Source organism: Nocardia sp. NPDC005825 (assembly GCF_040630175.1).
Classification (GTDB): Bacteria; Actinomycetota; Actinomycetes; order Mycobacteriales; family Mycobacteriaceae; genus Nocardia.
Window position 1 is genome coordinate 160222 of sequence record NZ_JBEXXC010000001.1, and the last position, 26548, is coordinate 186769.

Annotated in this window: 24 protein-coding genes; 10 read left to right on the forward strand and 14 right to left on the reverse strand. The window is 67.8% G+C overall.

The genetic code is table 11. The annotated features are described in order from the left end of the window. Positions 1–15 precede the first annotated feature (15 nt). The 6 genes from narJ to ABZ382_RS00805 all read right to left on the reverse strand — a co-directional run bounded on the left by narJ (position 16) and on the right by ABZ382_RS00805 (position 8678). Positions 16–678, reverse strand: a complete 663-nt coding sequence (gene narJ, locus ABZ382_RS00780) for a nitrate reductase molybdenum cofactor assembly chaperone (RefSeq protein ID WP_357081931.1) — start codon at positions 676–678, stop codon at positions 16–18. Beyond that, positions 675–2330, reverse strand: a complete 1656-nt coding sequence (gene narH / locus ABZ382_RS00785) for a nitrate reductase subunit beta (RefSeq protein WP_357081933.1) — start codon at positions 2328–2330, stop codon at positions 675–677. Before narH ends, narJ begins: the two co-directional genes overlap by 4 nt. After that, positions 2327–6019 (reverse strand): nitrate reductase subunit alpha, encoded by a 3693-nt coding sequence (locus ABZ382_RS00790; protein WP_357081935.1) that lies wholly within the window; start codon positions 6017–6019, stop codon positions 2327–2329. The genes narH and ABZ382_RS00790 overlap by 4 nt, the downstream gene beginning before the upstream one ends. 156 nt (positions 6020–6175) lie before the next feature. Then, positions 6176–6742, reverse strand: coding sequence for a DUF308 domain-containing protein (locus ABZ382_RS00795; RefSeq protein ID WP_357081937.1), 567 nt, complete (start codon positions 6740–6742; stop codon positions 6176–6178). A gap of 76 nt (positions 6743–6818) precedes the next feature. Next, entirely contained in the window at positions 6819–7472 is a 654-nt protein-coding gene (locus ABZ382_RS00800; protein ID WP_357081939.1) for a 1,4-alpha-glucan branching protein, read from the reverse strand. Positions 7473–7541: 69 nt separating this feature from the next. After that, positions 7542–8678: an epoxide hydrolase family protein gene (locus tag ABZ382_RS00805; RefSeq protein WP_357081941.1), complete on the reverse strand. Its 1137-nt coding sequence runs from the start codon at positions 8676–8678 to the stop codon at positions 7542–7544. 137 nt (positions 8679–8815) lie between these two features. On the opposite strand from ABZ382_RS00805, the gene ABZ382_RS00810 reads away from it, so the two are divergent. Beyond that, entirely contained in the window at positions 8816–10132 is a 1317-nt protein-coding gene (locus ABZ382_RS00810) for a cytochrome P450 (RefSeq protein WP_357081943.1), read from the forward strand. Here ABZ382_RS00810 and ABZ382_RS00815 read toward each other — a convergent pair. After that, the gene (locus ABZ382_RS00815) at positions 10129–10551 is read right to left on the reverse strand and encodes a MerR family transcriptional regulator (protein ID WP_357081945.1); all 423 of its coding nucleotides are present in this window, start codon (positions 10549–10551) and stop codon (positions 10129–10131) included. The genes ABZ382_RS00810 and ABZ382_RS00815 overlap by 4 nt on opposite strands. A gap of 47 nt (positions 10552–10598) precedes the next feature. Between ABZ382_RS00815 and ABZ382_RS00820 the strand changes: the two genes are divergently transcribed. Continuing rightward, entirely contained in the window at positions 10599–11555 is a 957-nt protein-coding gene (locus tag ABZ382_RS00820; protein ID WP_357081947.1) for an MBL fold metallo-hydrolase, read from the forward strand. A 4-nt stretch (positions 11556–11559) separates the two neighbouring features. Beyond that, complete coding sequence (locus tag ABZ382_RS00825; RefSeq protein ID WP_357081949.1) at positions 11560–12168, forward strand: GNAT family N-acetyltransferase; 609 nt, start codon at positions 11560–11562, stop codon at positions 12166–12168. A 7-nt stretch (positions 12169–12175) separates the two neighbouring features. Here ABZ382_RS00825 and ABZ382_RS00830 read toward each other — a convergent pair whose 3' ends face one another. After that, positions 12176–12820 (reverse strand): TetR/AcrR family transcriptional regulator, encoded by a 645-nt coding sequence (locus ABZ382_RS00830; RefSeq protein ID WP_357081951.1) that lies wholly within the window; start codon positions 12818–12820, stop codon positions 12176–12178. A 135-nt stretch (positions 12821–12955) separates the two neighbouring features. On the opposite strand from ABZ382_RS00830, the gene ABZ382_RS00835 reads away from it, so the two are divergent. Together ABZ382_RS00835 and ABZ382_RS00840 are read left to right on the forward strand one after the other, a co-directional pair. Continuing rightward, on the forward strand, positions 12956–14971 hold the full coding sequence (locus tag ABZ382_RS00835; protein ID WP_357081953.1) for a hypothetical protein: 2016 nt from the start codon (positions 12956–12958) through the stop codon (positions 14969–14971). After that, positions 14946–15857: an oxygenase MpaB family protein gene (locus tag ABZ382_RS00840; protein ID WP_357081955.1), complete on the forward strand. Its 912-nt coding sequence runs from the start codon at positions 14946–14948 to the stop codon at positions 15855–15857. The genes ABZ382_RS00835 and ABZ382_RS00840 overlap by 26 nt, the downstream gene beginning before the upstream one ends. 71 nt (positions 15858–15928) lie before the next feature. On the opposite strand, the gene ABZ382_RS00845 is transcribed toward ABZ382_RS00840, so the two are convergent. The 4 genes from ABZ382_RS00845 to ABZ382_RS00860 form a co-directional block, all read right to left on the reverse strand. After that, positions 15929–16714, reverse strand: coding sequence for an SAM-dependent methyltransferase (locus ABZ382_RS00845; RefSeq protein WP_357081957.1), 786 nt, complete (start codon positions 16712–16714; stop codon positions 15929–15931). A gap of 117 nt (positions 16715–16831) precedes the next feature. Continuing rightward, positions 16832–17188 carry a hypothetical protein gene (locus ABZ382_RS00850; protein WP_357081959.1) on the reverse strand — a complete coding sequence of 119 codons (357 nt, stop codon included), beginning with the start codon at positions 17186–17188 and terminating at the stop codon, positions 16832–16834. A gap of 463 nt (positions 17189–17651) precedes the next feature. Continuing rightward, positions 17652–18584, reverse strand: a complete 933-nt coding sequence (locus tag ABZ382_RS00855; protein ID WP_357081961.1) for a hypothetical protein — start codon at positions 18582–18584, stop codon at positions 17652–17654. Positions 18585–19377: 793 nt separating this feature from the next. Continuing rightward, a complete protein-coding gene (locus ABZ382_RS00860) occupies positions 19378–20424 on the reverse strand; it encodes a hypothetical protein (protein WP_357081963.1) in 1047 nt (348 codons plus the stop codon). A gap of 352 nt (positions 20425–20776) precedes the next feature. On the opposite strand from ABZ382_RS00860, the gene ABZ382_RS00865 reads away from it, so the two are divergent. Further along, on the forward strand, positions 20777–21559 hold the full coding sequence (locus ABZ382_RS00865) for a helix-turn-helix transcriptional regulator (RefSeq protein WP_357081965.1): 783 nt from the start codon (positions 20777–20779) through the stop codon (positions 21557–21559). Here ABZ382_RS00865 and ABZ382_RS00870 read toward each other — a convergent pair. Beyond that, positions 21549–23120: an MFS transporter gene (locus tag ABZ382_RS00870; RefSeq protein WP_357081967.1), complete on the reverse strand. Its 1572-nt coding sequence runs from the start codon at positions 23118–23120 to the stop codon at positions 21549–21551. The two genes, ABZ382_RS00865 and ABZ382_RS00870, sit on opposite strands and share 11 nt — an antisense overlap. Positions 23121–23452: 332 nt before the next feature. On the opposite strand from ABZ382_RS00870, the gene ABZ382_RS00875 reads away from it, so the two are divergent. The 3 genes from ABZ382_RS00875 (at position 23453) to ABZ382_RS00885 (ending at position 24723) form a co-directional block, all read left to right on the forward strand. After that, positions 23453–23860, forward strand: coding sequence for a VOC family protein (locus ABZ382_RS00875; protein WP_357081969.1), 408 nt, complete (start codon positions 23453–23455; stop codon positions 23858–23860). 66 nt (positions 23861–23926) lie between these two features. Continuing rightward, positions 23927–24388 carry a nuclear transport factor 2 family protein gene (locus tag ABZ382_RS00880; protein WP_357081971.1) on the forward strand — a complete coding sequence of 154 codons (462 nt, stop codon included), beginning with the start codon at positions 23927–23929 and terminating at the stop codon, positions 24386–24388. Between the two features lie 131 nt (positions 24389–24519). Next, complete coding sequence (locus ABZ382_RS00885; RefSeq protein ID WP_357083968.1) at positions 24520–24723, forward strand: hypothetical protein; 204 nt, start codon at positions 24520–24522, stop codon at positions 24721–24723. On the opposite strand, the gene ABZ382_RS00890 is transcribed toward ABZ382_RS00885, so the two are convergent. Next, entirely contained in the window at positions 24716–25843 is a 1128-nt protein-coding gene (locus ABZ382_RS00890) for an NADH:flavin oxidoreductase (RefSeq protein WP_357081973.1), read from the reverse strand. The genes ABZ382_RS00885 and ABZ382_RS00890 overlap by 8 nt on opposite strands. A gap of 112 nt (positions 25844–25955) precedes the next feature. On the opposite strand from ABZ382_RS00890, the gene ABZ382_RS00895 reads away from it, so the two are divergent. Next, positions 25956–26399, forward strand: coding sequence for a MarR family transcriptional regulator (locus ABZ382_RS00895; protein WP_357081975.1), 444 nt, complete (start codon positions 25956–25958; stop codon positions 26397–26399). Positions 26400–26548 lie beyond the last annotated feature (149 nt).

Consider the following 26548-nt stretch of genomic DNA (forward strand, 5'->3'; position numbering starts at 1 on the left):
CCTTGGCGGTGAGCGTCAACGTCGGCCTCCGATGAAATCCGGCATGTACGTGGGCGGTGCGAACGGTTCCAGGCCGACGTCCTCGCCCGGCGGCCCGGCGGCGATGAGCTTGGCGACGGCCTCACGCTCGGAACCCTGCAAGGCCGGCAGGGTCGCCGAGACCGAGTCCAGGACACCGGCCCACGGTGACGCGGACTCCCGCAACGCCATCCGCATGACCTCGATGCCGGCGCGGTGCTCGACCAGCAACTGCTCCCCGGGAACCGGATGCGCCGAGGCGAATTCGAGCACCACCGCCAGGTGATCGGACAGCTCGTCGTCACCGAGAACCATCCCGGCCGCCTGATAGACCTGTTTGAACCGCAGCAGCGCCATCCCGCGTTTGCGGGTGTCGCCGTAGAGGAACCAGGTCAGGTAGGGGCTGAAACGTTTGCGGTGGTCGAAGGTGTCGACGTAGGCGGTCGCCGCGGCGAGTGGTTGCGCGGTCTCCAGATAGGACAGCACCCGCTGCAACGGCGCACCGACTGCTTCAGGGAGGGCCGAGACCGCGCGCGCCAGCAGGGGCAGCGAATCCAGCAGCGGCTCATCGGGATAGCCGAGCAGCAGCGACTGCACCTGCCAGGCGGCGGCCCGCTCGGTGTCCCCGGACGCGGGCCGCGCGGGCTTGTTACGCCTCATTTGCGGTGCCTCCCCTGCTGCTGGGGCATGAGCCCGTCGGGATGGCCGCGCCCGTCCCAGTTGAGCAGATTGACCCGGCCCGACCCGGCGACTTCGGCGGAGCGGTCGGCGGTCTGGCGCTCCTGGAGCATGCGGAAGTTCTCCACCGCCACCGGCGTCAGCGCCCCCGAGCTCTCGCCGAAGGGACCGGTCATGCCCGGCCCGCCGTCGTAGTCGAGACTGCATTCGGTGGCGAGTTCCTCCAGCCCGTGCGCCTGTTCGGCGTGGGCGGCCGGAATCACGTACCGGTCCTCGTATTTGGCGATGGCCAGCAGTCGGTACATCTCGTAGATCTCCTTCTCGGTCATGCCGACCTTGGTGGCGATCTCGGGACGGGTCTCCCGGCCCAGGTTCACGTCGCGCATGTAGCTGCGCATGGCAGCCAGCTTGCGCAGCACGCCGTTGACGACCTCGGTGTCGCCGGCGGCGAACAGTTCGGCCAGGTACTCCACCGGAATGCGCAGGGCCTCGATGGCGGCGAAGAGATTGCCGTGATCCTCGGCGTCGTTCCCGGTGTCGCGCAGGGCGTCCACCACCGGAGACAGCGGCGGGATGTACCAGACCATCGGCACGGTCCGGTATTCCGGATGCAGCGGCAATGCCACCCGATAGGTGCGGATCAGCGCGTACACCGGCGAATTCTGCGCGGCCTGCACCCAGTCCCGCGGAATCCCCGCACGCTCGCAGGCCGTGATCACCTCCGGATCGAAGGGGTCCAGGAAGGCATCCCGTTGCGCCGCATACAGATCCTGCTCGTCCGGAGTGGCCGCCACCCGCGTCACGGTGTCGGCGTCGTAGAGCATCACCCCGATGTAGCGCAGCCGCCCGACGCAGGTCTCCGCGCACACCGTCGGCAGCCCGACCTCCACCCGCGGGAAGCAGAACGTACATTTCTCGGCCTTGCCGGTGCGGTGGTTGAAGAACACCTTCTTGTAGGGGCACCCCGACACGCACATGCGCCAGCCGCGGCAGCGATCCTGGTCGACCAGCACGATGCCGTCCTCGGCCCGCTTGTAGATCGCGCCCGACGGGCACGAGGCGGCGCACGCCGGGTTCAGGCAGTGCTCGCAGATACGCGGCAGATAGAACATGAAGGTGCGCTCGAACTCGAACTTCACCTTGTCGCCGAGCTGCCGGGCGATGGGGTCCTGGGTGGCCAGTTCCGGTGCGCCGCCGAGATTGTCATCCCAGTTGGCCGACCAGGTGATCGCGGTGTTCTTTCCCGAGATCAGCGACTTGGGCCGGGCGACCGGCGTGCGCTGCTGCACGGGCGCGGTGGTCAGCGTCTCGTAGTCGTAGGTCCAGGGCTCGTAGTAGTCCTTCAGCTCCGGCAGGATCGGGTTGTCGAAGATGGTGAACAGCTTCCGCATCCGCCCGCCGCCGCGCAGCTGCAACCGGCCCTTGCGGTCCAGCTTCCACCCGCCCCGCCACCTGTCCTGATCCTCGTACGTGCGCGGATACCCCTGTCCGGGACGGGTTTCCACATTGTTGAACCACACGTACTCCACCCCGGCCCGGTTGGTCCAGGTCTGCTTGCAGGTCACCGAGCAGGTGTGGCAGCCGATGCACTTGTCGAGGTTCATCACCATCGCCAGCTGCGCCATGGGCTTCATCGGTAGCGAACCTCCTGGTCGGTGCGGCGGCGGATGACCGTGACCTCGTCACGCTGATTGCCGGTGGGGCCGAGATAATTGAAGGCGAACGACAATTGGGCGTAGCCGCCGATCAGGTGGGTGGGCTTGATCAGCAATCGGGTCAGCGAGTTGTGGATACCGCCGCGCTTGCCGGAGGTCTCCGCCAGCGGGACGTCGATCAGGCGGTCCTGGGCGTGGTTCATATAGACCGTGCCCTCGGGCATGCGGTGGGTGACGATGGCGCGGGCGGCGACCACACCGTTGCGGTTGACCGCCTCGATCCAATCGTTGTCGTGGATACCGAGTTTCGCGGCGTCGATGTTCGACATCCAGATGCCGGGCCCGCCGCGGGAGAGGCTGAGCATGAACAGGTTGTCCTGGTACTCGGAGTGGATCGACCACTTCGAGTGCGGGGTCAGGTAGCGCAGGGTCAGGCCCGCCTCGCCCTGGTCGCCCAGCGGGGGTTCGGAGAACAGGGCGGTCATGTTCAGCGGCGGCCGATAGACGGGCAGCTGCTCGCCGACCTCCTCCATCCAGTCGTGGTCGAGGAAGAAGTGCTGGCGTCCGGTGAGGGTGTGCCAGGGCTTGTTCCGTTCCACATTGACCGTGAACGGCGAGTAGCGGCGGCCGCCGGTCTCCGAGCCCGACCACTCCGGGGAGGTGATCACCGGCACCGGCGCGACCTGGGTGTCGGCGAAGGTGATCTGTTTGCCCTCGTGCTCGGCGGCCAGATCGGCCAGCCGGGTGCCGGTGCGCTTCTCCAACGTCGTGAAACCCTGCGTCGCCAGGTGGCCGTTGGTGGTTCCCGACAGCGCGAGGATCGCCTCGCACGCATCGATATCGCGCTTCAGCGAGGGCCGCCCGGCCGCCGGACCGTCCTGCACCACGCCGTTCTTGCGGGCCAGATACCCGACCTCGCGCTCGACATCGAAGGTGATGCCCTTGGTGGTCGCGCCCAGCGTGTCCAGCAGCGGACCCACGGCCTGCATCTTGGCGAACACCGCGCCGTAATCGCGCTCCACGACGGTCAGGCGCGGCATCGTCACGCCCGGAATCGGTTCGCATTCACCGGCTTTCCAGTCCCGCACGATGCCGTGGGCATTGGCCATCTCGTCGGGGGTGTCGTGCAGCAGCGGGGTGGCGACCAGATCCTTGCGCACCCCCAGGTGCTGCGCGGCCAGCCTGCTGAACTCCTCGCCGATGGTCATGAACGCGTCCCAGTCGGTGCGCGTCTGCCACGGCGGCGCGATGGCCGGGCTGAACGAGTGCACGAACGGGTGCATGTCCGTCGAGGACAGGTCGTGCTTCTCGTACCAGGTGGCCGCCGGCAGCACCACATCGGAGAACAAGGTGGTGCTGGTCATGCGGAAGTCCAGGGTGAGGAGCAGATCCAGCTTCCCGACCGGGGCCTCCGCGCGCCACACCACGTCGGTGGGCCGGCTCTCCGGCGAGGCCTCCTCGGCGCGCAACGAATTGTCCGCGCCGAGCAGATGTTTCAGGAAGTACTCGTTGCCCTTGGCCGAGGAGCCCAGCAGGTTGGAGCGCCAGATGGTGAGCAGCCGCGGGAAGTTGGCGGGGTTGTCGGGATCCTCGCCCGCGAAGCCGAGCCGACCCGATTTCAGTTGCGCCACCACATGATCCGCGGGCGCGACGCCGGCCGCCTCCGCCTCGTCGACCAGGTCGAGGGGGTTGCGGTCGAAGGTCGGGAACGACGGCATCCAGCCCATCCGCGCGGTCTTGGCCAGCAGATCGGCGGTGGTCTTACCGGCCAGATGACCGGCCCCGTCGGTGGTGGTCAGCTGATCCGCGGTGAACGGGTCGTAGCGGAACTGGTCGGTGTGCAGATACCAGTAGGCGGTCTGGATCATCTGCCGCGGCGGGCGCGTCCAGTCCAGCGCATTGGCCACCTGCGCCCACCCCGTCACCGGGCGGCACTTCTCCTGACCGACGTAATGCGCCCAGCCACCGCCGTTCACGCCCTGACACCCGGTCAGCGTGGTGAGGGCGAGGAAGGCGCGGTACATGGTGTCGGAGTGGAACCAGTGGTTGGTGCCCGCGCCCAGCAGGATCATGGACCGGCCGCGCGATTCCTCGGCATTGGCGGCGAATTCGCGTCCGATACGGGCAGCCTGCTCGGCCGGGACGCCGGTGATGGTCTCCTGCCAGGCCGGGGTGCCCGGCTGCGAGGCATCGTCGTAGCCGGTGGGCCACTCTCCCGGCAGGCCCGGACGTTCCACGCCGTAGCGGGCCAGCATCAGATCCATGACGGTGGTGACAAGGTGGCCGCCGATGGTGCGGGCGGGCACGCCGCGCCGCAGTTCGGCGGCGCTGCCGTCACCGGTGTCGAAGCGCGGCAAGGTGACCGCGACCGCGCTCCGGCTGTCCATCGACAACAGCGGTTCGATGTCACCCAGCTCCAGGTTCCACTTCCCGGCGCCCTCCTCGCCGTAGCGGAAGCCGAGAGAACCGTTGGGCACCACCGGTTTTCCGCTCTGATCCAGTAGCACCGTCTTGAACGCGGCATTGGCGTCGCCGGAGTACTCGGGCAGGTCCGAGGCGGTGAGGAACTTGCTCGGCCGGTAGCCGTCGCCCGACTTCTCCAGGCGCACCAGGAAGGGCAGATCGGTGTATTTGCGCGCGTACTCCTCGAAGTACGGCACCTGGCGGTCGACGAAGAACTCGCGCAGGATCACGTGCCCCATCGCCATGGCCAGCGCGCCATCGGTGCCCGGATGCGGGGCGAGCCACTCGTCGGCGAATTTGACGTTGTCGGCGTAGTCGGGGGCGATGGAGACGACCTTCTGGCCCCGGTAGCGCGCCTCCGCCATCCAGTGCGCGTCCGGGGTACGCGTGACAGGGACATTGGAGCCCCACATGACGAGATAGCCCGCGTCCCACCAGTCTCCGGACTCGGGGACGTCGGTCTGGTCGCCGAACACCTGCGGGGAGGCCACCGGCAGGTCGGCGTAGAAGTCGTAGAACGAGAGCATGCAGCCGCCGACCAGGGATATGAAGCGCGACCCGGCGGCGAACGACGTCATGGACATGGCCGGGATCGGCGAGAATCCGGCGATGCGGTCGGGGCCGTACGCTTTCACCGTGTGCACGTGCGCCGCCGCGACGAGTTCGACAGCCTCCGCCCACGTCGCCCGGACCAGTCCGCCGCGCCCGCGCACGCTCTTGTAGCGCTCGGCCAGCTCGGGATCGGAGACGATCGACTCCCACGCCAGCACCGGATCTCCGGTGCGCGCCTTGGCTTCCCGGTACAGCTCGAGCAGCACGCCGCGCACGTAGGGGTAGCGCACCCGGGTCGGCGAGTAGGTGTACCAGCTGAAGGCCGCGCCGCGCGGACAGCCTCGGGGTTCGTACTCGGGTCGGTCCGGACCGGCGCTGGGGTAGTCGGTGGCCTGGGTCTCCCAGGTGATGATGCCGTCCTTGACGTACACCTTCCACGAGCAGGAGCCGGTGCAGTTGACGCCGTGGGTGGAGCGCACCACCTTGTCGTGGGACCAGCGGTCGCGGTAGAAGTCGTCGGCCTGCCGTCCGCCGCGCAGGTATTCGGTCCGTCCGTCGGGTGAGATCTCGGCGCGGGTGAAGAACCGGCGCGATCGGATCAGCGCCTCGGTGAGCTCGCTGTCGACCACGCCGCTGCCGTTGTTTCGCGCCATCTACCCTGCCTCTCAGCGTGACGCGGCGGCGCCCGTCGCGCGTTCTGGTTCCCGAGCACACGAACACCCCGAACCTACTGGCAAATCTCGGGCAATTGAAGAATTTCGCGAGGGTCAATTATTCGAGAGAAATACGAAGGTCGCGCGGCGGATTCGTCAGACAGTTCCGACGGTCGCCGGCTGCACCCGCAGGCCGATCGCGATCTCCGAGACGCCGAGCGCGACCGTCAGCAGCCCCACGGTGATCGAGAGCGGCGGCAGCGTCGTGAACGGCGCGACCGCGACGCCCACCCCCGCGGCCACGGTCGCCAGCCCGATCAGCTCCAGTCCGCCCGCGCCCGCGTACTCCTCCGACCACACCCCGACGATCGCCTGCACGATTCCCCGCAGCACCCAGCCGATCCCAATCCACAAGGACAGCAAGGAAACCCACTCGCCACCGTCGAGGGTCCACAGCGCCAGCACGAGGGAGACGACCGCGCTCGAGACCTCGAGCCATTTCAGGGCGGTGTGGATCCGGGCGCCGAACGCCATCACCAGTTGGAAGGCCGCCGTCGCCAGCAGCACCAGCCCGAAGAGGATCCCCGCCACCTGCCACGACTTGTCCGGCCAGACCGCCAGGACCACCCCCAGCACCACAGAGCAGCCGCCGGTGACGACCAGCGACTGCCAAGCCCAATCGGCGAAGACCTCGCTTCGCCCCTCTATCCGGTTGGCGGGCACCTATTCATGATATGACCGATTAGTCCAGGTAACTGAACGTTTGCGTGTGCGCCCGGCGCGTCGGGGCCGTCCCGGATCAGGGAGCGCTGAGGAAAACCCCGCGCGGCGTGGTGCCGTCGGGGGCCGACCACGGCGCGTCCAGATGGCTGCGGTCACGACCCAGCGACCGGCCCGTGGCGAGGCGCCGGTGCACGCGGATCAGCTCCGCGCCCGCATTGGTGGAACGGTCGGAGTCGAAGGCGATATCGGTCTGGGCGTCGGTGTCGATCACCGTGGGCCGGAATCCCGGTGCGGGCGTGAGGATATCGCCCGGTACCACGTGCACCGTCAGGTCGGGGGTGTCACTGGTGTTCTGGTCCTGCGGGGTGGCCTTGCCGGTCAGCAGCAGGGCGGCCTGCTCGATGAACACCGGGTCGTGGGCGGCGTCGTAGAGCCAGCGCATCCCTAGCACACCGTGTTCGGAGGTGCCGATCAGCGCGTGGTCCAGACCCTCCACGCGGGCGCCGCGGTAGGTCATCGGAACCAGATACGCGACCGGCGCCGGACCCGCGAGGTCGGTGACGACCAGGAGTTCGATGCCGACCTCGCCGTCGGGGTCGTCGAGCCGGAATCCGCCCGACTTGACCAGGGCGGGCGTCCCGGCGCCGACATGCCAGTGCCGGGTGGGTAGCCACGCCGTCAGCAATTCCAGTTTGGAGGGCTGCATGGTCGTCTCGTGGATCTCGGCCATAGCGCCATCCTGCCAGAGTCCGGCCGGATCGCGGCCGAACCCTTTGCGGCGGACCGATATTCGCCGACGTCAGCGCAACTTTCGGAAGAAGTCACGCAGATCGCGGGTCAGCAGATCGGGGGTCTCCATCGAGGCGAAGTGGCCGCCGCGATCGAACTCCGACCAGTGCACGACGGTGTTCTGCCGTTCGGCCAAGCCGCGAATCGTGCCGTTACCAGGGAAGACCGCGACCCCGGTCGGCACGCCGGAGTCGGGCAGCTCGGCGCCCCAGTGCTGAGACTCCTTGTACAGGCGCATGGACGAACCCGCGGTGCCGGTGAACCACAGCACCGCGAGGTTGGTCAGCAGCAGGTCGCGGTCGATCGCCGCGTCCGGGGTCTCGCGGGCCGGATCGGTGAAGGTGTTCACCACGTCGAGCACCCAGGCCAGCAGACCCGCCGGGGAGTCCGCGACGGCCGGAGCGAGGGTCTGCGGACGGGTCGAGTGCATGCCCGCGTACCCGGAGGTCTCGCTACTGCTCCAATCCTTCAGCCGCGCCAGCTTCTGCTGATCGGCCTCGCTGTAACCGGAACCGTCGTCGTTCCACGACGGGATCGTGATGGGGTCGTTGAGGTGCACACCCGCCACCCGATCGGGCACCAGGCGGCCGATGCCGGGAGCGATGAACGATCCGGCATCCCCGCCGTGCGTGCCGTAGCGGGTGTAGCCCAGGGCCGTTATGAGCTTCACGATCAGCTCGGCCGACCGCTCGGTCGAGGCCTCCCCCGCGTGCCGCGTCGGGCCGGAGAAGCCGAACCCCGGCAGCGTCGGGATGACGACGTGGAAGGCGTCGGCCGGATCGCCGCCGTGCGCGCCCGGATCGGTGAGCGGGCCGATCATGTCGGTGAAATCCTCGAACGGCCAGCCGTGCACCAGCACCAGGGGCAGGGCGCCCGGTTCGGGCGAGCGGACGTGCGTGAAATGCAGTCGCTGACCGTCGATTTCGGTGACGAACTGGGGATGGCGGTTGCGTTCGGCCTCGTGGACGCGCCAGTCGTAGCCGCTGCCCCAGTACTCGCACAGCTCGCGTACGTAGGCGGTCGGAATGCCGTAGGACCAGCCCACCTCGGGCAGGTCGGCGGGCCAGCGGGTGCGAGCCAGGCGGGTCCGCAGATCGTCGATGTCGGAGGCCGGAATGTCGATTCGGAAGGGCTCGAATACCGTCATGTCTCCACGGTAGGAATCAACTAGGTCAGGGGCGGTCCTAATCCGTTCGCCGATTCCGCTGCGGCGGCCCGCGTTCTAGGCTGGTACGCAAGCGTTTCAGCCGCGGCGAGGCGGCGCGACTGGAGGGAACCGGCTACGTGACCACCACCTTTCCACCCGGACCGGCCCTGCCGCCCCTCGTGCAGACCGCCATCTACACCAAATGGCGCGGACCGCTGGTCCGGTCGGCCGCCCGCCGGCACGGGGACACCTTCACCCTGCATCTGGCCGCGCCGTACGCCGAGAACCTGGTCGTGTTCACCCGGCCCGAGCACATCCGCGAGATCTTCGCCGGAGACCCCGCGGATCTGCATGCCGGAGAGGGCAATCGGCTGCTGGCCGAGATCCTGGGCGAGCACTCGCTGCTGATCACCGACGAGGACGAGCACGCCCGCGCGCGGCGACTGCTCATGCCCGCCTTCGTGGGCTCCTCACTGCGCGGATACCGGTCGCTGGTCGACGACATCGCGAAAACCCATGTCGACCGGTGGGTTCCGGGCACGACCGTGCACACGCTGGACCGCATGAACGATCTGACACTCGATGTCATCATGCAGGTGGTGTTCGGCATGGCCGACGAAGCCCGCCGCGCCGCGCTGGTGCCGCGATTGCGCGAGGTCGTGAACGTCAGCCCGATCATCATGTTCGGCTGGAAGTACCCGTTCCTCGCGCGGCGCGGCATGTGGAAACGGTTCCGCGCCACCCAGTCCGCCATCGACGAGCTGCTCTACCGCGAGATCGCCGAACGCCGGGCGCAGCCGAACCTGGACGCGCGCGACGACGTGCTGTCGCGGCTGCTGGCCGCCGGATCCGGCGAGCACCCCGACGACGCGCCGCTGACCGACGCCGAACTGCGCGACCAGCTGATCACCCTGCTGCTGGCCGGGCACGAGACGACCGCGTCCGCGCTGTCCTGGACCTGCCACGAGCTGGCCGCCAATCCCGAGATCCAGACCCAGGCCCGCCGCGCTGCCCACGACGGGGACGAGAAGTACCTCGAAGCGGTGCTGAAGGAGTCGATGCGCCTGCACACGGTCATCGCGGGCACGGGCCGCAAGCTCACCCGCGACCTGACCATCGGCGGATACGACCTGCCGCGGGGCACGGTCATCGCGACCTCGATCATCCTGGCGCACGAACGCGCCGAAGCCTTCCCGGACGCCGTCACGTTCCGGCCGGAACGATTCCTCGACGGATCGGTCGCGCCCAACACCTGGTTGCCATTCGGCGGCGGAGTGCGGCGGTGCATCGGAGCCGGGTTCTCACTGATGGAGGGAACGGCGGTGCTGCGGGAGATCCTCACCCGCTACCGGCTTTCATTGCCGCAGGGCAAGACCGGCGAGCCCGTGCGGATCCGGAACATCACGCACGTTCCGGCCCACGGCGCTCCGGTCGTGGTCTCCCCGCTCCCTTAATCGCGGTCCGGGAAGTCGGGTGCTCGTCGCACGTGGGCCTGTGCCACATACGCCGAGCACTCGTCACATTCGCTGATGATGGCGTGGCGGCAGGCGAGCAGATGCTCGAGGAACTGGTCGGTGGCCTCGAGCAACGCGATGCGCTCACGCACCTCGGCGCGACGGTCGTCGATGATGGCCCGGCGATCGGTGTGCTCGCTGAGTCCCAGCTGCCGGATCTGGCTCAGCGAGAGACCGGTTCGCTGCAGCGTCAGGATCGCGCGGGCGTAGTCGAGGATGTCCTCGTTGTAGCTGCGGTGACCCGACGGGCTGCGCGGCGGGGCGAGCAGGCCCACCGATTCCCAATGCCGCAGTACGTGCGTCTCCACACCGAGTGCCGCGGCGGCGTCACCGATTCTCATGTCCTGCGCTGTGGTCACGATTCTCCCCTTTACTTCATGTCGACCTTAAGTATTAGCGTTCGTTCATGTCCGATCCAGTACGCCAGCCCACGCTCCTGCAATGCTGCACCGCCGCAATCGGTTCCCTCCACGGTGCGGTCCGGCCCAGGCCCGCCGACCAACGTTTCCTGCGGTCGATCACCGATGCGGGACTCCCCCGCGCGCAGCGCACCGTCACCGTGACCGCACTGACCAACTTCCCCCGACCGGTGCCGACCCAGGTGGTCGTGGAAGGCGTCTCCAACCCACGCCGCATCACCAGCGCGCTGAGCTCCTTCGTCATCCAGCACCCCGAAGCGACCTTCATCGTGGACCCGGGGTTCTGCATCGATGCCGAGCATCGCGCCATCGCGCAACTGCCCGCCGTGATTCGACCCGTCGCGCGTCCGCCGGCCGAGACCATTGCGACCGCCACGGCCCTGCAAGCCCAACCGGGCCTGCCCGCACTGGACTTCGCGCTGCCCACCCATGCCCACTGGGACCATGTGTGCGGTCTGCTCGACCTCCCGGGCTTGCCCGTCCACCTGCACAGCGTCGAGCGGGACTGGGTCATGGCGGGTCCCGTCGCCCCGGTGGGCGGCGTCCGCGACTCCCTCGTCGACCGTCCCCATCAGGAGTACGACCTCGACGGTCCCCCGATCCTCACCTTCACCCGCAGCCACGACCTCTTCGGAGACGGCAGCGTCGTCCTGGTGGACCTCGCCGGACACACCCCCGGCAGCATCGGCGTTCTCGCCCATACGACGCACGGCTGGAAACTCCTCGCCGGCGACGCCGCCTGGCACACCCTGCAAATCGATCGAATCCGCCAGAAGGCCACCTATCCGGGCGTCTTCATGGACCACGACCGCGACGCCACCTTCAAAACCCTGCACCGGCTCCACCTGGCACAACGCCTCGTTCCGGTGATCCCCACCCATGATCACGACGCCGCCCTGCTGCTGGCAGCGCCCGATACGGAGGTCGCCGAGACGCTACCGTGAACCCATGGGGATCACCGTACGTCCGGCCCATCTGTCCGACATTCCGGAATTGGCGCGAGTGCTCGGCATCGCCTTCTCCGACGATCCGATCACCGCATGGCTCATCCGCGACGACGCCACCCGCGCTCGCCGCGCCGCCGCACTGTTCACCGCGATGGCCCGCCACCACCTCATCCCCCTGGGCGGGGTGGAGGTGGCCTGCAACGACGCCAATTCCATCGTGGGCGCGGCACTCTGGGCGCCGCCCGGACACTGGCACGCCCCGGACAACGCGACCCGAAGTCAGCTGCCCGGACTGCTCTTCGCCTTCCGGCACCGGCTGCTGACCGCCGGCCGGGTCTCGGAGACGATGGCGCGGGCGCACCCCCGCGAACCGCACTGGTATCTGGCCGTCCTCGGAACCCTGCCCGGCGTTCGCGGGCAGGGATTCGGGCGGGCCCTGCTCAATTCGCGGCTGGATCGGTGCGACGCGGACGGGCTGCCCGCCTACCTGGAATCCAGCAAACCCGACAACGTGCCGTACTACGAGCGGTTCGGTTTCGAGGTCACCGGCACCCTGGACGCCGCCCGGGGCGGCCCGCCGCTGTGGCCGATGTGGCGTACGCCCCGCTGACGGCCCTTCATCGAATCTCCGCGCCCCACGCGGACGTCAGCCATACCTGGCGGGTGGCCGCCATCCTGCGATCGGCGGCCGCAGGGTCACCGCCCGCGGTCTCCTCGCGCACCACCGCGATCGTCATGGCGACCAGCACGCTGACCAGGGCGGGCACGTCGGCGGTGGCCGGGCGCATGCGGTCCGCGTCGATCTGGGACTGGATGAAGGTCGCGAGCTTGTTCTCCAGGTTCCCGACGAACGCGTCCCACATCGTGCGCAATTGGTCGTCGGTGGCCCTGGACTGGGCGCAGGCATCGAGCAGGTGGGCGTGGCGGCGCCAGACCGCGACCGCGTTGTCGATCATGCGGATGGAGAACTCCGCCGGGGGTTCCGCATTGTCGTAGGAAGCCAATTCGCTGGTCTCCTGGTCGATTTCGGTCCACACCTCTTCGAGGGCCGCGGCGACCACCGAGTACTTGGACTCGAAATAGAAGTAGAACGCGGGGCGGGAGACGCCGGCGTGCTTGGCGATCCGCAGTACCGACATGTCCGTGATCGAGACCGTGCGCAACAGGTCGGTGACCGCGTCGATGATCAGGGCGCGCTGCTGATCGCCCCGGCTGGGCGGGCGACGGTCCCCGGCGACGTTGCGCGCGGCTGCCTGTGTCATCGACTTGCACCTCCGAATCCTGGGTTTCCTCGCACAGTCTACCCACTATTGACACAGTGTCAGACACGCTGACAGTGTGTCAGGCATGGGTTGCTGTATTGCCGTGGCTTATCTGATCGCACTCGCCGGATTCGGATGGCGGTTGCTGACCCGCGGCGGCGGGACACCGTCGACCTCGGCGCCACCGCCCGCCCGGCGCAACGCACCGTCCCGCACTCCGGGCGGTCCCGCATGACGAGCGGCGCGCTGTACCCGCCGAGCGCCCGGACCCGGCAGGTCCGGGCGCCCCTACCTGACGGGCTCGGCCGAATCGGGGCGACGACTCGGCGAAAGATGCTGCGCGCCATGGCCTGCTGGGCCGTGGTGTGGCTGGCCGCCGCCGCGGCAGTGGTCGCCGATCTCTCGCACGCGGTCACAGCCCTCGCCCTCGGGCTGGTGGTGCCGGGCGGTGGCTTGCTCTACAGCGGCCATCCGCTGCTCATGGTGTTCACCTGGCTCGGCCTGCTGGCGGCGATGGTGGCATGGTGGGCCTTCGGGCCGGTGGTGCTGCCGCCGCTGCTCTGGTTCACGACCGCGCTGCTCGGCGCGGCGACGAGTGGTCACGCGGTGTGGTCGTGGGCGGCAGCGCTGATCCTGGTGGCGCCCTTCGTGGTGGTATCGGCCGCGTTCTCCATATTCCTGGTGCGGCGTTCATCCCAGCGGCGACGTGGCCGAGAGGTGAACGCGCGCTTGGCCTCCCACACGTTCACTATCACCGGCGCACCCGCCGCGCCGCCGGTGGCCGAGCATTCGGCGGAAGACCTCGCCGCGCTGCGCTACGCCCTCGACCTCGCGCTGCAACCGCTCGACCGTTTCGACGGCTTCACCAGAATCGACCAGTTCCGCGAGGCGGCCCTGCGCTACCAGCTCAACGAGCTGAGCTACGCGCTGGCGACGGCCCAGTACACGCGAACGCCCGCCTTCACCGGCTACCTCGCCGAGGCACAGCGCAATGCCATCGAGAAGATGCTGGACCGGCGGGTCTGGGGCTACTGGGCGGTGGAGAACCTCTGGGGGAATCTGTGCTGGAATCCGGACCCGGCCGACCGGGAGAACATCATGCTCACCGGCTACCTCGGCCAGATGGTCGGTATGTACGAGAACCTGAACGACGACCGGTTCTCCTCCCCCGGCGCACTCACCTTCCGCTGGAACGATCGCCGCGTCTACCCGAACAGCTTCGGCACCATCGCGGAATCGGTGCACCGCAACATGATCGCCGGGGACTACACCCTGTATCCGTGCGAACCGAACTGGATCTACACGGTGTGCAACACCTTCGGGCTCAACACCCTGCTCACCCATGACCGTCTGTACGGCACCGCCTTGACCGCCGATGTCATCGACCGCCTGCACCGCGGCTACGAATCGGAGTTCCTGCGACCCGACGGCCGGATCATCGGAGTCCGCAGCTCCCGGCTGGGTGGATCCTGGAACTTCTGGGCGGGGCCGGCGATCCAGCTCACCACCGCTCTGTGGCTCCACGCCGGGCTGCCGGAATACGCGCAGCGGGCCTGGTGGCTGGTGCGGGACCAGGAGATCCGGACCGACGGCGACCGGGTCGGGTTTCCGCTGCGGGCGAGCTCGCGCGTCGATCCGGGCAACTATCGGCTCGGCGGCGCCTACGGGCAGGTCATGATCGCGTCGGCCGCCCGGGAGATGGGCGACGAGGAGGTCGCGCGGACAGCACTGACGGGGATCGAGGAGCTCGGTGATCCGGTGCACGCCAATGGCGTTCGCTACTACGCGGGACTGTCCGGACTGGGCAATCTGTACGCCCTCCAGTTCCGGTTCAACCGAGCCGCCGGGCTCCGCGACCAGATCGCCTTCGGTGCTCCGCCGCAGTGGCGAACCGGGCCGGTGCTGGCCGATGCCGCCTATCCGGAGGTGCAGGTGGCCCGCGCGGTCACCGACGGTCACGCCCTCGACCTGGTCTTGCGGCCGGGCAACGGCCTGTGCCGCACCACGGTACGGGTCGCCCGTCTGGAACCTGGCCGTACCTACCGCGTGGCCGGGGCGCGGGAGGCGGAGTTCACCGCGTCGCTCACCGGCGAAGCCCTCATCGATATCGATCTCGGAGGTCGTCATGAACTACACATCGCCCCGCGGTAAGGGAGAGCTGATCTCCGGGCGCGCGCTCACCCGTCGGTTGGCGGGTCTCGACCCGGTGCGCGAGAACGAGGAAGCGACCCGGCTCAGCATCGAGGTCCGGTACGGCGACGCCCTTTTCGTGCACGCCGCCTACACCGTCGCCTTCGCCCGGCAGGTCGCGATCCCGTCCATCTCCCGGGTCGTGTACCGGCGCGGAACCGGCGACATGATGCACGACGTACGCCGCCGCAATGACGACACCCTGGTGTTCTTCGGCGAAATGCTCAGGCACGGCCACAGCAGTGTGAGCGGACGCGCGGCCATCGATCGGATGGAGGCGATCCACAGCCGGTTCGGGATCAGCGATCAGGACAAGCTGTACACCCTGGCCTCGCTCGCGTTCGAAGCGGATCGGATCCTGGAGCATCTCGGTCTGTCGGTCTTCAACGACGCAGACCGGTTGGCACGGTTCCATTTCTGGCGCGGCGTCGGCGAGCGCATGGGGCTCGAGGTGCCCGCCACGCGCACCGAACTGCTGGCCTGGACCCTCGATTACGAGAACGCCCACTACGCCTACACCGAGGGTGGCCGCGCGCTCGTCGATCAGCTCTTCGACGACTGGCGGCAACGCTGGTTCCCGGGTCCGCTGCGCCGGCTGGCCGACAGCGCGTTGCTGCTGGTCCTCGACGATCAGCTCCGCGCGACCCACCGGCTGCCGGACCCGCCCGCCGCCGCGCAGCGCATCGCGCCGCCGATCATCAACTCGTACATGAAGGTCCAGTCCGCGCGACCGCACCGGCTCGATCGATCCTGGGTCGATCACTTCCGCCGGGACGACGCCGGACCCGTCGACCTCGAACAGATCGGATACCGACCGGGCCGCTACGGAGTCGGGCGGACCGACTGATCGGTGGCCTCGAGCAGAAACGACGAGGCACCGGCAGCTGGTCGCTACCGGTGCCTCGTCGGGTGCGGCGATCAGGGCTTGCAGGCCATGCCGCCGACCACCAGCTGTTCCCAGACCGTCAGTTCGGGCTGGTGCCCGTCGGTATCCTCCCCACGCCATTGGACGCACGGGCGCAGACCGTCCTCGTCCAGCGCGAGCGTGCCGAAGCAGGCCCGGATCTCGTCGTCGGTGCGGAAGCGTCCGCGGCCGAAGGCTTCCAGGATCTTGCTCGCGGTCGCCATCGCCTCGCGCGAGGTTCCGGTCCGGAAGTGCGAGAGGTAGATCCGGCTGCTGGAAGCGATCCGATCCGCCCAGTACTGGACCACCGAGGTCGGATTCTCTTCGTCATTGACGAAACTCAGCGTCATGGCGAAGAGCAGGCCGACCGGCTCGTCGAAGTCGATGAGCCGCTGCACCTCGGCATTGTTCTCGATGCCCGCGGGATCGCGAATATCGGCTTCCAGCACCGTGATTCCCTCGTCGACGGCGAGGAGGGCCCGGCCGTGGGCCACCACGAACGGGTCGTCGTCGACGTACACGACGTGGGCCTCCGGGTAGACCTGCCGCACCACCTCGTGCACGTTCACGGCCGCCGGGAGCCCGCAGCCCATATCGATGATCTGCCGGATTCCCGCGTCCGCCATGGCCTTCGCGGCGCGCAGCACAGCGTCGCGATTGGTGATGGCCAACTTTTCCGACCCGGGTAGGTCTTCGATGAAGTAGTCACCGAGATCTTTGTCGACACCGTAATTGTCGCGCCCGCCGAGGACGTAGCTGTATACGCGTGCCACGCTCGGCCGGGACTGCCGTGCTCGCATGGCGTTGATGTTCAAGTGTCACACCCCTCTTTCCCCACCGACGATACCGCTATCCACCAGGAAATCTTGCGTCATATTCGCAAACGGCACCAGGTGTCACAAGGGGGTGGGCCCGAGCTATTTCTGGACGGTCGCGGCGGCCGGCGTGGTGGCCGGATCGGCAGCGGGAGTCGCTGCGGCCGTAGTGGTTTGCGGAGACGCCGTCTCCGCTGCCGTAGTGGTCGGAGCAACCGTGGTGGAGGTGACGGTCGGTGCTGGATCGGTCGTGGTCGTGGCCGGTGGGGTTGTCGTCGCGGTTGCGGTGGCCGTCATCGGAACCGGGCAGTCGCCACCATGTTGCTCACCGAGCAGATTGATTTCGGCGTTGCTGCGCGGGTCACCGGCGTAATTGATCTTGTCGGTGCACTTCACGTAGTGGTCGACACCGGCGGGCGCCGGAGCGGGCTCGGGCGGCGGCGCGTCACCGGGTGCCACGTTCTGCGGCTGCTGCGGTGAGTTCGCTACCGGGTTACCACCGCCGGGATTGCCACCGCCCGGGCTCCCGCCACCCGGACTTGCCACCGGCGCACCGGAACTCGTCGGTACCACACTGGTGGCGGTCGCACTGGTGGACTGTTTGGTCGTCGTCGACGACGACGAAGTCTTCGAATCGTCCGAGGAACACCCCGACGCCAGCGCCATCACGGCCGCCAACACCAACACCGCCGCCGCTCCGGCACCCTTCCCCGCACGCACCCGGCCACACCGATCCGCAATCGCGGACATGCTTCCTCCCGAATTCACCACAGCCCCAGCCCCGACACATCCGCTGCGCGACAAGACAACTCGGGGGCGAAGGCCCCCGCTCCGACCTTAGGAGGCGATTCTCCGGATTACCATCGGAGCGGGTGCCCTCAATTTCTCTGTCCCCCGCAACGGGGCTGCATGGTGTAAGGGGTTACTTGGAGGGCTCGGGCTGTTCGGTTCGGGTTGCGAGGAGAGCGTCGAGTTGCTGCTCGGCGCGGGCGGCGCGCGCCAGGGTCTGAGCGCGCGCGTCGTCGAGCGCCGCGATGCGGGCCGCGGACTCCTGATGCGCCTGGTCCAGTGCGGCTTTGGCTTCCGCGCGGACGGTGCCGATGTCGGCGGCGGCTTGCCGGCGAACATCGGTGAGTTCGGTCCTGGTGCGGTCCAGGTCGGTGCGCGTCTGTTCCAGTACCGCCCGCGTCTCGGCGACCACCTGACTGCGTTCCGCCACTGCGGCTTCCGCGCGTTCGATGGTGCGCTCGGCGTCGGCGGCGCGCTGCACGGCCAGATCCCGCTCCGCGCCCGCCGCGGTGATCCGCTGCGCCGAATCCCGCCGCACCTGCTCGATCTCGGCCGCCGCCTTGGTCCGCGCCAACTCGATGTCCTCGCTCGCCTGCTGCCGGGCCCGCTCGACATCCTCGCTGGATTCCCGCCGGATGGTACGGATCTCGGCCTCCGCCTCGGCCCGCGCCGCGAACACATCATCGGCAGCCTGCTTGGTCACCCGCGCGACCTCTTGCAGCGCGTCATCGCGCGCCGCCAGGGCCTCCGCGATCCGCCCCTCGGCTTCCTCGGCGGCGAGCGCCGCATCCTCGGCCGCCGATTCCGCCGCAGCCCTGGCCTCTTCGCTCTCCCGCCGCGCCTGCTCGGCCGCCACGGTCGCCATCTCCGCCTCGGCGATCCGCCGCGCCGCATCCGCCTGCACGGCCTGGACCTGCGCCTCCGCCACCGCCGGATCAGCCAGGGTGGACAGCTCCGCCACCGCCGTATTCAACGTCGTACCCAGCTGTTCGGCGATCGCCCGAAACTGTCCGAGCAGCTCGTCCGCGCGTAGCCGCGCCACGGTCACCGGCCCCTGTTGCGTCACAGTGACATTGACGACCGACCCTTCCCCCTCCCCGGCCTGCTGCCGTTGCCGCTCCCGCCAAGCCCGCCACCGCGTGTGCTCGGGGTGCTCACAGTATTCCGACGGCCGCCCCGGCCCTCCGCCGCGCGTGATCGGTTTTGTACACCCCGGGTAGTTGCAAGTACTCGCCACGTCGCAAATCGTAGCGTTGGTTTCGTCATTTCCAACGGAACAACACGAAACGAAACCCGAACTGCCCCAAACCAATCGATCCGCGTCTGACCTCCGATAAGTGAACCTTATCGGAGGTCAGTCTCCCCGATTCCCCTGAAAACCCTTAAATCTATTTCGTTTACGTTTGGTTGCAGCCAACGCTACTAAACATCAACGAAACTGCTCGAAAACTGTGCTCGCATGTACGCGCGTACCAGTTCTGCCGTAGCTGTGATTTCTCAGCCGATCTGGCGGATCTCTCACGTATGTGGCGGGACGCTGGCGGGTTTCTCAGTAATCTGGCGGGGACCACGCGGCGGCGGAGATGATGGCGCGGTGCAGCGTGAGCTTGGCCATCTGGCTTGGAGCGTTGGGGGTTTCGAGGCTGGCTACGCGTCGGGTGCTGGCGAGGAGAAGCGGTGCCGTGGCGGTGGACATGGACGCCCACGCAACTTATCGAGGCACTTGTCGGCCCGCAGTCTCAGAACTTCACGAAGCGGCCACCGAACTCGTGGGAGAAGCTTGCGCGGTACATCGAGCCGAGCCCGTTTGCCTGACGCCGAAGCAGAGGATCTCGGGTTGGCCGGCATCATCGAACGGTTCACCTGCGGTGATTCATGGCCTTTCGGTGCGCAGCGGCGACGGCCTCGGACGCGCCCCCGTTCTGGTAGTACCAGGGGTACTGGAACATGTGGTGACTGGTGCGATCGAAGACCGCGGCGAGCTCCGACCATCGACCGGCGTGGGCGAGCGCGTATCCCAGCACGCTCATGTCGTGGAGCATGAGGGAGTGCATCGGCGGCTGTGGCCCCATCAGGACGGCCATCGCCCGATCGATGTCCGCTTGTGCGCGCGGCGTCGTCCAGAGTGGGTGAGGCGGATCGACGGCCACCCGATGATCCCCGTGGTCACGCAGCATGTATTCGCAGTGTGCTTGGAGCGGCACGACCACCAACGGAGAACCCTTCGGTGCTTCCGATGCGGCGGTCTCAGCGAACTCGTACATCTGCTCGTGCGAGCCGTACCATTTCTCGGACGAGAACTGCAGGGCGGCAATATATCCGGCCCGGTTGTAGGGATCGCGTGCGCAGGTTTCCTTCCAATACGACCGGAACGAGTCCGGGGATTCCTGCCCACCGATCACCAACCACAGCCTCGCGACCCATGGAGTCGGATCATCGGGGTTCAACTCGATCGCCCGCAAACACCACTGCTGCGCACGGCGCAAGATCGTGGCGAAGGCGGCCATCGCCTCGTCCGAGGTCTGACTCGCGTAGGCGCTCCCCCGAGCGTTCCAGGCGCACAATACTTCCGCTTTCGCCCGCAGCACATGTGCATCGGGATCGTCCGGTCGTTCGGCACACCATCCGGCCAGCCACGTCATATCCGGTGCCGCCGACTCCGCCAGTGCCTCCACCCGGTAGGAACGCCGATCCCAGTCACGCCCGGTCGCCGCGAGCAGCTTCGCCGCGGGCATCCAGCTCCCGGTCGTCTCGATCTCGTCGAGCGCCGTCTTCAACGCCGAATCGTCTGCGGCCCATTCGGTAACTACCACCGGCGTGGGCCTGTGTCCGAACCGGCGGAGGAACCCCATCTCGAACTTCCAATCTCGCATCCAGCCCGAACGGTATGTTCGCGGCGTGCTCATGATCAACACTAGCGGGCGGTGCGATACATACATGGCTATGGTCGTGAGTTCTGGTGTCGTTTGGTCGTGGATTTCGGCATCGCTGTGGCGGTTTGGGCGCGGATTCTGGTCGTGAAATGAGCACCGCTCGGCCGATGTGCCGGCCGAGCGGTTGGGTGTCGTGCCGGGTGGGGTCAGCCCTTGGTGGCGCGGGTGTGGGCGAGTCGGTAGGAGTCGCTGCCGGTTTCGATGATGTGCCCGCCGAAGGTGAGTCGGGCGACAACCGGTGGTCGGCCTCCGCTCCGGAATTCGCCAGGTTGAATGAGACGCCCCGGCCGCATGAGGCTTCGTGTTCGGTGCTTAAGGTGGCGGTGTGGGAGGCGATGAGCAGGTGAGTCTCGATGCCGCGGACTACCCCAGCATCGTTGTCGCTTTGGATGCTCGGACGAGTTTGGCGTCGCATGTCCATCCCCAGCATCAACTGTCGTGGGTGCCCGACGGCGTATTGACCGTGGATACCGAGGACAGCCGGTGGATCGTGCAGCGAACGCGCGGGCTGTGGGTGCCCGGTGGTGTGGCGCATGCGGTGACGCCGAGTCCGGCCGGTCGGATGCTCTCGCTGTATTTCGATCCCGACTCCTGTCCGATCGGCTGGTCCACGCCGACCGTCGTCGATGCCACCGGCCTGGTCGGGCCGCTGCTCGGCTATCTGTCGGAACTCGATGCGTCGGAAGAACTTCCGCGTGCCCACGCATTGACAGTGCTGTGGGATGTGCTGCGGCCGATGACGGTCACCAAGATCCCGACCACGCTGCCGAGAGACCCTTCGGCGCTGCGCGTGGCGTTGGAGATCCGGCGTGATCCCGCCCAGGACAAGGCGCTCGAGCATTGGGGGCGCTGGGCGGGTGTCTCGGCGCGCACCCTGTCGCGGCGATTTCGCGCCGAGACCGGTGTGAGTTTCGAGAGCTGGCGCACCTTCGAACGACTCAATGCCGCGCTGCCCCTGCTGGCGGCCGGTGCGACAGTGGCGAGCGCGGGGCGGGCGGTCGGCTACGGCACGGCCAGCGCGTTCATCGCTGCGTTCAAACGCGAGGTCGGCGTCACCCCGGCCGGGTACTTCGGCCGCAGTGACGCCGACCCAGGGCTCACACCCTGAGCACCCGCCGGGTATCGAGCACGAAGGCGGCCGCGGCCAGCAGAGTGGCCGCACCCCCGATCACGGTGCCCAGGGTCAAGGCGGCGTCGAGCCCATCGACCGCGGACCGGCTCGCGATGTCGGCGAGAGTCGGTGCCAGCGGCGCGAACTCGTGGGGCACCGCCTCGGACAGCTGCTGCCCGGCCCCGGCCGCGGCGGCATCGAGGAACCCCTGGGACGCGCCGATGGATTGCGAGCCCGGCAGGGTGTCCAAACCTGCCTGCGCCGTATCGCGCGCGGTGCTGCTGAACAGCGCGCCCAGCCCGGCCACCCCCATCGCCATGCCGACCTGACGCAGGGTGGCAAAAGTGGCACTGGTCATTCCGGCTTCCTCAGCGGGGGCGAAGGTCAGCGATGCCGCCTGTGCGACCGCGGTGATCGCACCGAGCCCGAGCCCGCCGAGGATCATGCCCGGTATGAAATGTGTCCAGCTGCTGGTGATTTCGACTCCGCGCAGCAACCACATGCCCAGTGTCACCACGCCCATCGTGACCGGCAGCGAGACACCGATCGGAACGCGTTTGGCGAGTGCGGCCGTCGTCGGGGCGGCAACGAGCGCTGCCAGGCTGATCGGCAGCAGCCGTAAACCCATCTGCAACGGGCTGAGCCCGAATACCCCGATCATGAACACCGCCAGGTAGTTCGACGCCGCCATCAGCGTTCCCATGTAGGCGACCGAGACGATCGCGGTCCCGGCGAAGCCGGGCATGCGCACCATGGACAGATTCAGCAGTGGATGCGGCGCCCGAATCTCCCACCAGGCGAACATGACCAGCCCGGCGATCGAGATTCCGGCGAGAGCCACCACGGTGACCGAGCTCCAGCCCAGGGCATCGCCCCGGGTCAGCGCAAACACCCCGGCGGTCAGCGCGCCGATCAGCAGCATCGAACCGATCCAGTCGATCTGTCGTCCTGCGGCCCGGGCCGCTTCGGGCATGCGGGACACCGCGATTGCCGCGACCGCCACCCCGATCGGCACATTGACCGTGAAGATGGACCGCCAGCCGAACTCCGTCACCAGCGCACCGCCGAGCACCGGCCCCGCGACGCCGGCCGCCGCCATGACCGCGCCGTACACGCCGATCGCCTTGGCGCGCGGACCGGCCTCGGGAAAGGCGACAGCCAGTAGCGGCAAGGCGGTCGCGAACAGCATGGCCGCCCCGACTCCCTGCACCGCGCGCAGGAGATTCAATTCGAGGACACTGCCGGACAACGACAGTGCCAGCGAGCTGGTCGTGAAGATCGCCATCCCTATGACGAATACCCGCTTGCGCCCGAACCGATCACCCAGGGTGGCGAAGGTCAGCAGCGTGCCCGCCAGCGGGATCGCGTACGCGTCGATGGCCCACTGCAGCCCGTCGAGCGAGGAGCCGAAGTCGGCGCGGATATCGGCCAGCGCCGCCGTTACCACCGTGGAGTCGAGCATCAGCATGAACACCGCGATACAGACCAGGGACAGCACCAGCCCCGGCCGCCTTGCGGAGACCTGTTCCCGGTGGGGAACGTCGATTGCCGCGGACATGAAAACCCTTTCGCCGGACGTGAAATATTCGGCACCACAACACTTTTCGCGACCTTCGCGCGTCGGTACGGTGCCGTACCGTCAACGTTAAGGGCCTCCGCTTCTGGTTGAAACCACGTATCAGGACAGGTAGTCGCGCGTATCGGACACCGGGGTATAGAGGTGTGTGGGAACGCCAGACCTGCGCTGATCCTGCAAGCTGTCGGCGACACCCGTTCGCCCTACCGGGGAGGCGTCGGGCTGCATCGGGCAATGCCGGAGTCTGGCTTGGTCACGATGCCGGATCTGGTGGCGCACGGACATGCGGGGCTGGTGCACCCTAGGCTCACTGAGTGCATCTGGAGTTGATCGCGATCATTGTCGAGGAATACGACTCGGCCATCGAGTTCTTCGTCGAGACACTCGGTTTCGATCTGGTCGAGGATTCGCCATCCCTCACCAACGACGGACGGCCCAAACGGTGGGTCGTTGTTCGTCCACCCGCCGCGACCACCGGCATCCTTCTCGCACAAGCGGACGGGGACAGGCAACGCCGCGCAATCGGAGAGCAGGTCGCCGGGCGGGTCGGATTCTTTCTCCGGGTCGAAGATTTCTCCTGGGAGTACCGCCGATTGATCGATGCCGGCGTGGAGTTCGTAACCGCGCCACGCACAGAACCGTACGGGCAGGTCGCGGTCTTCCTCGACGTCGCGGGAAACCGGTGGGACCTGCTCGGGCCGCCCGAACCGGCAGCGGGCTGATCCGTTCGGATGATCTCGTCCGTTTCCCGCCAGTATCGCGGGTGTGGATATTTGTATCGTCGAGCCATGACCACCGACAGCAGGGCCATCGTCCAGGAAGCATGGCGGGCGTTCGCCAGTCACGACGCGGAGCGGATCGCGGCGTTCTTCACCGCCGACGCCGAATGGCTCGCTCCAGCTGGCAACGCGACCGCGGTCGCGCTCGACGGTCCGAGCCACATGATCGGCAGGCAGGCCATCACGCACTTTCTCGCACACGAGTTCTCGCGGTTGTTCGTTGGTGACGTTGCTGTGGAATTCCGCGGCTTCTACGTCGACGGAGATCGGGTGATCGTGGAGGAAACGATGAGCGCCACGTTGGCGAACGGGAACGCGTACCGCAATGACTATTGCTTCATCTTCGAGTTGCGGGACGGCCTCATCCACAGAGTTCGTGAATACATGGACACCGCGCGTGGACATCGTGACGTCTTCGGTGTGGAGGCCGGCGACGGCGTCATGGGGGCTACGGACTTGTCGATCAGGTGAGTCGGTGACTGCGACATGCTTGTTCGCAACGCCTGTCGTGGCGGCCCGGAGGTTGTGGCACCGACCGCGCCGCTGTTCTCCATAACGCCGTGCACGACGAGATCATCGACATCGCACGGGTCGACCAGGCGGTGGCGCAGTGGTGCGCATCCGGGGCGCAGATCACCTATGCGCGAGATCAATTGGGCGAGCACGTCAGTCTCGCGGTCAGGCGAGTCCTGCCGTTCGGCGTTGGATCGGCGACCGTCTGGCGGGGCAGGCCGCGCCAGACGGTCGCTCGGTGCACACGGTGGCGTCCATGTCGCTCGGCGGTGCGTGAGATGCGCTCTAGCTGAGCGTCCTCAGTGCCGCCGCGTCGTACGGCTTCAGTTCGTCGATCCGGCCTGCGAGGACCTTGGACGCCCACTCCGGGTCCTGGAGGAGGGCCCGGCCGACGGCGACCAGATCGAATTCGTCCCGTTCCAGCCGGTCGAGGAGGTTGTCGAGGCTGCCGAGTTCGGCGCCCGCGCCGGTGAAGGCACGCAGGAAGTCGCCGTCGAGGCCGACCGATCCGACGGTGATGGTGGGTTTGCCGGTGAGCTTCTTCGTCCAGCCGGCCAGGTTCAGGTCGGAGCCCTCGAACTCCGGTAGCCAGTAGCGGCGGGTGGAGGCGTGGAAGGCGTCGACGCCGGCCGCGGCGAGGGGCGCGAGGATCGCTTCCAGGTCCTGCGGGGTCTCGACGAGCCGCGCGTCGTAGGCCTCCTGCTTCCACTGCGAGTAGCGGAAGATCACCGGGAAACCGGGTGAGACGACCGCCCGGATCGCCGCCACGATCTCGGCCGCGAACTTCGTGCGGGCCACGGAATCGCCACCGTAGGTGTCGGTTCGGCGGTTCGTCCGCTCCCACAGGAACTGGTCGAGGAGATAGCCGTGGGCGCCGTGCACCTCGACGCCGTCGAAGCCGATGCGCTCGGCGGCCGCGGCGGCATCGGCGAAGGCGCCGATGACATCGTCGAGGTCGCGCTGCGTCATCGCCTTGCCGGCGCCTTCGGTGCCGTCGACGCGAATGCCCGACGGGCCGACGGCGGGGGCATCGGCGTACGGCTCGTCGCCGTGGTTGCGAACCATGCCGATGTGCCACAGCTGCGGCACGATCGTGCCGCCGGCCGCGTGCACGTCCGCGGCCACCTTCGCCCACCCTGCCAACTGCTCCTCACCGTGGAAGCGCGGCACCCGATCACTCTGTCCGGCCGAATCGTGGCCGACATAGGTGCCCTCGGTGACGATCAACCCGACGCCGGCGGCAGCGCGGCGGGCGTAGTAGCCGCGCACGTCCTCGCCGGGTACGCCGCCCGGGGAGAACATGCGCGTCATCGGCGCCATCACGATGCGGTTCGGGACGGTAAGCCCGTTCAGCGTGACGGGCCGGGACAGAAGGTGGGCCGTGCGGGCGGCATCGGAGGTGGTGACGGTCACTGGGCGCTCCCCTACTTGTGAACCTTGATAGTTGAGAACTTCAAACAATTTCGGACAAACGCTAGTGGTGAATATTTGAGATAGTCAAGTTTCTGCGGATAAACTTGTTCCCATGCCCGAAACGACCCGCGTCGACACCGCTCAGCTCATGGAGTTGCTCTCGGTGTCACTCGGCGTCTACTACGGGGACTTCACCGTCGCGGCGGCGAGTGAGAACCTCACCGCGAGTCAGGGCAAGGCCCTGATGGTGCTGCGCCGCGGACCCAGCGCCATGCGCGCACTGGCCGAAACGATGGCCTGCGACGCCTCCAACGTGACCGGGATTATCGACCGACTGGAGAAGCGGGGCCTCGTGCGCCGAGAGGCCAGCGGCTCCGACCGGCGCGTCACGAACCTGGTGATCACGGCCGAGGGCGAACAGGTCGCCGACGCCATTCGGGCAAAGATGGGCACCACCCGAGAATGCTTGAACAGACTCAGCAGTGAAGACCAGGGTCGTCTCTACGACTTGCTGGAACGGGCCTTCGTCTGCCGGCTCGACACCCACTCGGAGTGACGGAATCGCGCGCCACCACGGCGTAGCCAGGAGTCACCGAAGCTCGGTCCGCGGCGATACGAGGGACGACCGGTCCGCGGGGCAGACGCCCGCGCTCGGCCCGAGCTCCTGAGAACTGACCGCTCGTACCCTTCGGCGGCGTTCAGGCT